At 64.7% G+C, this 4,893-nt stretch carries 3 protein-coding genes; all 3 read right to left on the reverse strand.

Going from position 1 to position 4,893, the window contains the following annotated elements; genetic code table 11:
• Positions 1–296: 296 nt before the first annotated feature.
• The 3 genes from VLU25_04535 to VLU25_04545 are packed head-to-tail and all read right to left on the reverse strand — an operon-like array spanning position 297 to position 4,700.
• Entirely contained in the window at positions 297–1,583 is a 1,287-nt protein-coding gene (locus VLU25_04535) for a sugar dehydrogenase (GenBank protein ID HSR67185.1), read from the reverse strand.
• Positions 1,580–2,119, reverse strand: a complete 540-nt coding sequence (locus tag VLU25_04540) for a manganese efflux pump (GenBank protein HSR67186.1) — start codon at positions 2,117–2,119, stop codon at positions 1,580–1,582. The genes VLU25_04535 and VLU25_04540 overlap by 4 nt, the downstream gene beginning before the upstream one ends.
• A 16-nt stretch (positions 2,120–2,135) precedes the next feature.
• Positions 2,136–4,700, reverse strand: coding sequence for a PQQ-binding-like beta-propeller repeat protein (locus VLU25_04545; GenBank protein ID HSR67187.1), 2,565 nt, complete (start codon positions 4,698–4,700; stop codon positions 2,136–2,138).
• Positions 4,701–4,893: the final 193 nt, after the last annotated feature.

Below are 4,893 nucleotides of genomic sequence, written 5' to 3' on the forward strand. Positions count from 1 at the left end.
GGGTGGCGCCGCCGTCTCGCTGGCGCTCGCCGGGGCTGACCCTGGGCTGGCGAATCGCTCGCCTTCAGCGAGCCCGGACTTGACTTCTAACACAGTCGCTGCCTGCCCTCCGAAGCCTTGGCGAAGGAGGGGGCTGGCGAAGTAGCGAGCAGCCTCATACCGCCGAGAGCATTGGGCCTTCAGCCTGAGCGCGGTCGCTGAAACTTGATTCGTGTGTGAGCTTGTTGGCCACCTAGCAGCTTAGCGCTAACTGGCGGTCGGCGGCATGGGGGGCTGATCCCGCCGCTCTTGAGGAATCAGAATCCTGCCAAACGCAGGATGCGGCCCGACTTGGCTCTGGCGTTGAGGGCGGCGCCGGCTTCCATCTCGAAGAAGCCGAAGTCGAGAACGTAAGGGCAGGGTTCGCCGGGGGCGAAGCGGACCTCGATGGGACGGTGCAGGGGAAGGGCGGGAAGCCGGTGGAGGCTCCAGTCCGTGGGGTCGACCCGCGCCAGGCAGCGTCCCGCCCGAGGACCCTCGGGGGCCGTCATGGGCACCTCGTCGCCGAAGAGAGCCACCAGCAAGTGACCGGGCCAGCGGGAGCCGCCCTCAGGTATCTGGTCGAACTTGAGCGCGCCGCAGTGGGGCGGGAATCTCAAAAGAGCCGGCTGGGGAGCGGGTAACTCGTGGTGGTTGCTGAGGACGAACTGAAGCTGGGGGCCCTTACGGGGCCGGTATTTGGGATCGGTGACCGGTTCGCCGCCGATGAAGTCGGGCCACCCGTACCAGTCCCCGGCGCGGACGCGGAAGAGTAAGTCGGGCGCCGAGCCGATGGGACGGGAGCCGCGCTCGTCCGCTCCCTGGTCGACGGCAAGCAGCGTACCGTCGCTGATGAAACCCAGCCCGTAGGCGTTGCGGAGTCCCCAGGCCACCAGCTCCAGTCCGCTGCCGTCGGAATTGCAGCGCATGACGGCGGCGGTGCAGGGCAACTCTGCCTCAATCCGCTGTCCTTCATGCGTGGGGGTGCCGAAGGGGACGAAGGCACCCGTGGTGGCTTTGGCGCCATCCTCGGCCAAAGGGTCGGGTGTGGTGACGTCGAAACCGGCCAACTCGATATCCAGCCCCGGCAAGTCATGCTGGTGGGGGAGTTGGCGCAGCCATCCCAGGTCGTAGGCGTCCAGTCCCACGATGGCGCTGTTGCTCATGGCTCCCTGGCTGAAGTAGAGCTTTCCGTCCGGCCCGAAAACCGCCATGTTGGTGTGGTAGTTGCCCGGACCCGGGAGTCCCTCCAGGACGGTTTGGCGCTCTCCCCCGGGAAGGATGCGACTGATGCGGCCGGGAGATCCTCCTTCCGAGACGTAGAGGAGGCCCTGATGCCAGGTGATCCCATTGACCGGATGGCGCAGGTCTTGGGCGTGCAGTTGACGATCGCCCCGGGGCAGGACGCGCCAGATCTTGCCCCCGGGGGCCTCTCCGTCCCAGGGCAAGCCCGACTCCGCCACGTAGAGGACGCCTTGGTCGTCGAAAGCCAGGCTGGTGGGGAAGGAGAGTCCTTCCGCCACCAGGTCGAATGCGATGCTGTCGGTTTGAGCGTGAAGGGTCACGGCAGGATGAACCAACTCGCCAGGGCCATGAGCATGAGCGTTCCGGCGGCGGTGGCTCCCCGCTTGAGGGGAAGCCTGCGCACAAGGGCGGCGCCGCCATAAAGTCCTGCCAGCGACAGGGAGGCGCTGAGGATGCCGATCAGGGGCAATGCCAGTCCGAGAGGGATGCCTGAGGCCGCCGCCGCGCTGCCGGCCAAGAGGTTGTCGATGCTCAGCGCAAAGGGGAAGGCGAAGAGCCAGGCAGAACCGGACAGGGCCCCTTTCACGTCCACCTGCCGCCTGCCGCCCCATAAGACCACCAGGGCGCAAAGGCCCAGAAGCGCTGGCCCCACCCAGCCCAGATAGGCTTCAAGGCCGCTAGCCAGCCAGGCGCCCATCAGGGCGCCGGCCAGCGGCATCAGGGCCTCGAAGAGACCGAATGCCAGCGCCATTTGGCGTCGGCGTCGGGGGCTCAGGTCGAGTGCGCCCAAACCGATGCCGACCCGCAGATTATCGAGACCGACCAAAAGTCCCAGAGCAAGAAGCGTGCTCATCATTCTCTCCCTCTTCGAATTATCCGCCCGTCCGATCGATCACTACCGGAGGCCAAGGCAGCTCAGGCCAGCGGATTTCTTCCCAGTACCACGGCAGCGGTTTAATGCACCAGGGCGTAGAAGGCCGGGTGTAAATGTAAAGTGCGCTGCCGGCCCCCGCCGCCACGTACTCTCCGGAAACAGCCGGACCCAGCGCATAGTTGGGCCAGCCTCCTCCCGGCACCTTGGGCGCCGCCCACAGGCACAGTCCCGTGGCGGCGTCGAGGGCGTAAAGAGACATATCGTTGTTGTCGGGATCGGTAGTGGAGACGAATACCACGTCGTTGACGACCGCCGGAGAACTGAGGGCAGCCTCCTTGGGCCTTTGGTAAACGGGAGGATTAGCCAGCGTATAGCGGGTCACGCCGTCTCCCCCCAGCGCCGTGGGCCAGGCGTCGTTGAGGTTGTTCCAGTCCAGGGCCCTGATGAAGGGCGTCTTGGTGCCGTCGCCGGCTCCGCTGTAGCCCCCCAAACCGACATAGATGGTGCCCAACCCATAATGAATGGCGGGTGTCGCCATCACGCCCCACTTGTTTTCTTGCAGTCCTCCTCCGGTTGCCACACCTGGAATGGGGTTGCCCCGATTGCCCGGATGGCCGCTTCCGTTCTCCCGCGCCAGCAGTTGACGGCGCTGGGCGCCTCCTCCCAGGACGCTGAGGTTACCGGCGTCGAGCAGGAAAAAGGAGCCGTTCTTGCACCCGTAGCAGACCACCCGCTGGCCGCCGCGGCTGAAGACGGTGGGCGCGCCGGGCGAGTCGATATCGCTGTCGTTGGGGTGGTAACTGTCGTCAGGCTGAGAGGTGTGAAAGCCACGGAAGTCGCCGGTGTTGGCGTCCAGGGCTATGAGGCCGCTGCCGTAGCGCTGATCGGGTGCGATGGCGCTTCCCAGGCCGCCCGCATATTCGGAGTTGCCGGTCCCGATGTAGACCTGCTGGTGCACCGAGTCGTAAGCGAAGGACGACCAGGGCGAGGAACCGGTTTCCGGCGGATCGTCCATCAGGCTGAAGCCGGCGGCGGTGGCCCAGCCGGGCAGCGGATCGCTGACGGCGGCCGAGCGGGGAATCCTGTTGGGCACGTTCTCGTTGCCGGGATTGTTGATGTCCTGGGCCTTGTTGGTGCAGAAGAGCCACTGCACCTGGCCGTTGTTGGCGTCCAGACACCAGGCGAAGCCCCAGCAGGTGGCGTCTTCTCCCTCGCCGGAACCGACGTAGACCTTGTCGTTGACCACCAGCGGACTCGACCAGCAGTCGCCGCTGGGGTTGTCGACCGGTTGTTTCTTGCCCGCATCGGGGTTCTTCAAGTCGGTCACCCAGAGCGGCGCCGGATGGGGCGCGCTGGTGGTCATGGTTGAGGCGTCGAGACAATAGACCTTGCCGCCCACGGTGGTGAAGTAGACCTTCCCTTTGTAGATGGCCGGCGAGCCGCCGATGCCTCTGATGGAGTAGAAGGCGGCGTCGTTGGTAGGGAATTGACCTTCGATGCAGCCGCTGCAGAGGTTGATCTTGTAGAGTGTCCCGCCTGAACCGCCTCCATACTGGCTGGTTCCTATGTAGGCCTTGCCGCTGACGATGGACGGCTTGCTGTTGACGGGGCCGTCCAGGTTGACCTTGAAGCGCTGGGCCAGTTGGCCGACGGTGGTGGAATTGATCGAACTCGAGCCCGAGGCCGCGCCGGAGTGGCGGATGTCATGCTGGTACATCGGCCAGTCCTTGGAGAAGAGCCAGGGGTAAAGGGGCAAGATCTCGATCTTGAAGTCAAGAACGCTGAGTTGGCGTTCCAGCAAATCGTAGCGGGCCACTTGCGGATTCAAGGCCCAGGCGGAGCCCCCTCGAGGACTCAGTTCGGGAGGCCTGAAAAGCTGCTCTTCGGGGAGTCCCTCGGCCAGCACCTCCAGACCGGCCAGACGCTCCCGCAGCTCATCCAAGCTCTCGCCGCGGGGAAGATGAAACGGCTCGGGATGGCCGCCTTCCCCGAAGTTGTACTCCTCGAGGGGAACTTCGTGGGTGGTGGCGATCTCGAAACGGGTGGCAAGGGCACGTACCTGCTGCAAGGCCTTCCCCCGCTCCTTGAAGAAGCGCTCCCAGAAACGCAAGGTGAAACGCTTGGCTGCCTCGGCGTCCTCAAGGTCGCGCAGCGAACGCTGGTAAGCCAACTCCCTGAGGGCTTCCTGCAAGACACGGTCGCGGGGAAGTCCGATGGGCACATAGGTTCCCGGCTGTTGAACCTTGGCCCACACGTATCCGAGTTCCAAATTGATGCCCGAGTTCCAGACCGCCCTCAGCGTCCCCCGACGTCCGTCGTAGCGGAAGACGCGTACAGAGCTGCGCTCCAGCCCCTGAAGGGCTCGGGGGTCGTAGGGCAGTATCAGGGCGGTCTCGGCCTCGTCGGTCTGTTCCAGTCCCCTCACCTGAGCGACCAGGTCGAGGTCGCCCAGGGTCATTTGCTCGAAACGGTTTTGCGGCCGTGCCACCCTGGCATCGACTTCCTTGCCCGACGTCAGCGACAGGAGGAAAGGACGCGGATGTTTCAATTCTCGATCCGGCATGGCGTTCAGCCTCCAGACAATGCGGGATCATGCGTTGAGAGGGCCAAGTTCCGCCCATCCAGCAACCGCCGTCTTCGGGCTTCGCCCGATACTTTGCGGCGATCCCAACCCGCTGCAACGCGCTCCTCAGTTGATTGATTTCGTTATAGGGCCTTGCCGCTCAGCATAGCACTACGCTCTTGAAATGACAACA

This window comes from Acidobacteriota bacterium (assembly GCA_035471785.1).
In the GTDB taxonomy this organism is placed as follows: Bacteria; Acidobacteriota; UBA6911; order RPQK01; family DATIPO01; genus JANQFM01.